Origin of the sequence: Peribacillus huizhouensis, assembly GCF_014138605.1 — a bacterium.
In the GTDB taxonomy this organism is placed as follows: domain Bacteria; phylum Bacillota; class Bacilli; order Bacillales; family DSM-1321; genus Peribacillus; species Peribacillus huizhouensis.
This window is the reverse complement of sequence record NZ_JACJHX010000046.1, coordinates 1-3,346: the sequence shown is the minus strand read 5'-3', so window position 1 is coordinate 3,346 and position 3,346 is coordinate 1. Positions and strand designations below refer to the sequence as shown.

Genomic DNA, 3,346 nt, shown 5'->3' with positions numbered 1-3,346 from the left:
TTGTTAATTCCATTTTTTAATTCTTGTTTAAAAATACTTGTTGGCATTGAATTTATCTCATTTTTTGTGAGTTCTTTTTCACTTATTAATTTTTCGCCGTCATACCACTTTGTTTCTCCACTTTCTCCGTTATATGCTTCAATTGCTAGTATAATATAGTCACCATCAGTTTTTATAACTAATCCTTCTGCCATTGGCCCTTCATGTAATAATAAATCTCGTCTACCTATCTCATTATAATTATCCATTAAATTGTAAATGAAGGGGAACATAGGTAGAGTTAGTCCGTGTATGTCATAATAATTGGGTTGCTCTTTAAACTCTTCGATAACAGAGTCATTCTCAAAAAAATCTTTATCATCAATTAATATATTAATTCTTCCCCAAAAAGTTTCAAAAAAATCTCCTTCATCAAATTCTCCTGATAATTCTCGATAATTTTCAGGATTTAAGTAAACTTTAATCTTCATTCATTTGCCACTCCTCAATATTTTCTTATATGGATATGCTAAGCTCATTCGACCTGTTTTTGCGTTAAATGATACTTAGTCAAGACAAACATAACCACTAGCCATTACTCCCCAAGCTCTAAAGACTTTGGCACTATCCTGAGCGATTGGTATTTTCATAGTAGCTAGTCCTACTGCATTATTAAAGGCAAAAGTAATGCTTCACTTTTCGGTGAATAGATCGCCTTTAGACTCCCTTACTGTTTTAAATCTATTTTGAGTGATATTTCCTCAATCAAAATTATCTTTCCTAACTTTATGAAAATTAGTCCAGTCTTTGAGGTATAATAGCTCAATTGTTATTCAATTAATCTTCCAATTAGCTAAAGTATATTTCTTCATAATCTTCACGATAGAATTAATAATATTACTCCACAATCTGGCCCGTTTGTGGAACAACCCTTTAAATAACTTCCAAAGAGGTAAAGCATCGTAACTTTTTTTGCAAACATCGTGACTTTATTTTAAATCCACATATTGAATTCCTTTTGTAGCTTTGATATATATATATTCTCATCTGTTACGGGCATCCAATTAAGCTACAAAAAGTAAAATACTATAGAAGTCAAAAACTATAATAAGAGGGCACCTGTTGTTATCATCTTATTTTTATTAAACAAAAACGACCATTCTTAATGAATAATCGTTCTTGTTCATCCCATTTATCATTATCTACGTACTTTTCTAAAATTTTTCTGTAATGACTCCTATTGATGAAGCTTTAATAAAAGGTAATCCTCGCAGACTCTTCAAGGTTTCGGCATCACCAGTAACTACTACCCCAAATACCCTAATATCATCTTTAGTCAATTTTCCATCCTGTCCAAGCAAATTGTTATAAACCCGATCAAATTCCCCCTTAAATCTAGTATCGTATTCTCTTCCATTTTTTAATGCCCAAATAAAATGTTGTAATGGTTCTTCTAACCTTACATTGCTCGCATCTAACGCTTTAATCCCATAGACGGTTTTCTCAGAACGAATCCTTGAAAAGTTGGCCTCTTCGGTTTTTTGTTCTCCATTATCATCTATTTGAGTGATCGTAATAGATTTACTTTCTTCTTTTTCTTCATCGTTCAAATCATCAATCCAATACCACGATAATGTAACATCATTAGGCAGCTTGTCGCGAACTTTATCCATACTATAAGATTGATCAAATGACAAAGCGATCTCCATATTCTTATTGGCTTCAATCTGATCTAATAGATGCAAATCATTTTTATATTGAGGATAATCAACGAAAGGATAAAAGAAGATCATTTCTCTTTGTCCTAACTCATTGTACTTTTGTCTATCCAGATCTTCGGTATCATAACTTGTACCTATAATACTTGGTGCTTCACTTCCAATTAGATTGCCATTATAGTCTTGAAATAAACCATAACTATATTCACTTTCACCTGTATACACTACTTTTCCTTCGATAATTTTATAGGTTGTAAAACTATTTTTACCACCGAGAACACCATGGTACCGATCTATTTTCCCAATATATTTATTAGGAGCTGAAATTTCATTAAAGTCGGATACGGCAATTTGGGTCGGCGCTTCTAGTTTGTAAACTAAGTTTCTATTGGCTATTGAACCGCCAATGAAAAAGACTACTAAAACTCCTAAACTGATTAACACATTTCTTAGAATAGACTGCCATTTTGCTTTTTTTATTGCCTTTTTCAATTTATTTTTCTTTAGATGATCAAATAAATCATCCAGTTCTTTTTCATCTTTTATATCACCGTTTTTGTTATCTTTATTGTTCATCATGATTTCCCTCCCAAATGTGTTTGAAAGTATTTCTTGCACGGTAAAGATAAACTTTTATATTTTGTTCACTTGTCTCCAAAATGCTTGCTATTTCTTTATAAGATAAATCCATGTAATACTTCAAAATTAACAAGTTTTTATACGCTGGTTTTAATTCATTTAAAGCACTCATTAGCTCCTTCTTGTTTTGTTCGGTCAAATATATTTCTTCTGCACTATTACTTGATGGCTTTATCATCTCTAATTGCTCAGAAGTAAGATGAACCATTGTCTTCTTTCTACTATAAAGATTGTAGTAGTTATTAATGGCAACCTTAAAAAGCCAAGCTCTAACCTTATCTTCATGAATAGAATCAATGTTTTTTATAGTTCTATATAAGGTATCTTGCAAAATGTCTTCGGCATCTTCTTTTGAAGCCCCCATTTTCAAAAGATATTTATAAACCAGTTTAGCTTCATCTATTAGAAAATCTTCTATGGCCCCATTTTTCATGTTTCACCAACTTCTACTGTCATGCATTTTAGCCTAGCTAAAAAATAACGTTATTATTTAACTTACATATATAACAAATGAAAAGCCAAAAAGTATACAGTTCTTTTAAAAGAATTCTAGATTATTTATTTTAATTTGGGGAGTAAAGCCTTTTTATATATGATTATTTGGACTTTATAGAAGGAAATTATCTCATATCGTGGTAAATGAAGATGAAAAATAACGATAAACTTCGAGGATTATCATACAGAACTTATCAAAGAGCCTTATTTGTACAAACCCAACGTTTTTAGTACAAAAGGGGAGATAGCCGAAGAAATCTCATCCTTGAATAAACCACCGTTTATTTACTCATTTAACTGAGTATATTAAAACACCAAAAATCTCTACATTTTATCTGAAAGCAGAGATTTTATCCATGTTTAACGAATCGCGCTTTTTTTGCTAAAGTACTACTCTATATTCAAATCATCTTACTCCATTAAATGGCCCTTTAATTGAATATGGAGAAGTTATTTGCACAAGATAAAAACCTCTAATCCCAAAGAGCATTAGAGGTGAAATTTGTTTCATTAGT

General features: G+C 31.2%; 3 protein-coding genes. All 3 read right to left on the bottom strand.

Annotated features, from left to right (window positions below; translation table 11 throughout):
- The coding region (locus HNP81_RS23495) for a hypothetical protein (RefSeq protein ID WP_182504179.1) at positions 1-470 on the bottom strand (470 nt) is incomplete at its 3' end.
- Positions 471-1,193: 723 nt separating this feature from the next.
- Positions 1,194-2,276 carry an anti sigma factor C-terminal domain-containing protein gene (locus HNP81_RS23490; protein ID WP_182504178.1) on the bottom strand — a complete coding sequence of 361 codons (1,083 nt, stop codon included), beginning with the start codon at positions 2,274-2,276 and terminating at the stop codon, positions 1,194-1,196.
- Positions 2,263-2,769, bottom strand: coding sequence for an RNA polymerase sigma factor (locus HNP81_RS23485; protein ID WP_182504177.1), 507 nt, complete (start codon positions 2,767-2,769; stop codon positions 2,263-2,265). The genes HNP81_RS23490 and HNP81_RS23485 overlap by 14 nt, the downstream gene beginning before the upstream one ends.
- Between the last annotated feature and the right edge of the window lie 577 nt (positions 2,770-3,346).

What these genes read in the sequence shown, in the direction of transcription:
- HNP81_RS23490 (WP_182504178.1), bottom strand. Translation starts at nt 2,276, where the DNA reads ATGATGAACAATAAAGATAACAAAAACGGTGATATAAAAGATGAAAAA.
- HNP81_RS23485 (WP_182504177.1), bottom strand. Translation starts at nt 2,769, where the DNA reads ATGAAAAATGGGGCCATAGAAGATTTTCTAATAGATGAAGCTAAACTG.